The sequence below is a fragment of the Hungatella sp. SL.1.14 genome (assembly GCF_024460495.1).
Classification (GTDB): domain Bacteria; phylum Bacillota; class Clostridia; order Lachnospirales; family Lachnospiraceae; genus Hungatella; species Hungatella hathewayi.
The window spans coordinates 1-309 of record NZ_JANFYJ010000251.1 but is presented as its reverse complement, the minus strand read 5'-3'; the positions used below and the strand labels follow the sequence as shown (position 1 = coordinate 309).

Genomic DNA, 309 nt, shown 5'->3' with positions numbered 1-309 from the left:
GCTGGTATACAGAAGCAACCGGTGGAAGACGATTCACCCAGGAAGATAAGATCACGGAAAGCATGACCGTTTATGCGAGATGGACTGCAAATAATGAGGTAGTGCTGACGTATGACAAGGCAGCGGCAGATGCAGCAAAGGTGCTTCCGAATACGACGGAGACGGTGCTGAGCGGCCAGAGCCTTACGAATGCAGGAAAAGATCTTGGGAGAACGAGCCGTCCCGGCTATACGTTTGAAGGCTGGTATACAGAAGAAAACGGAGCTGGAAAACAGTTCGATGCAGCCTATGTAATAGCAGAAAGCATGA

1 protein-coding gene is annotated in these 309 nt (G+C 50.2%); it reads left to right on the top strand.

Features of this window, described 5'->3' with window-relative positions:
* A partial coding sequence (locus NE473_RS30875; protein ID WP_256265623.1) for an InlB B-repeat-containing protein occupies nucleotides 1-309 on the top strand: 309 nt, incomplete at both ends.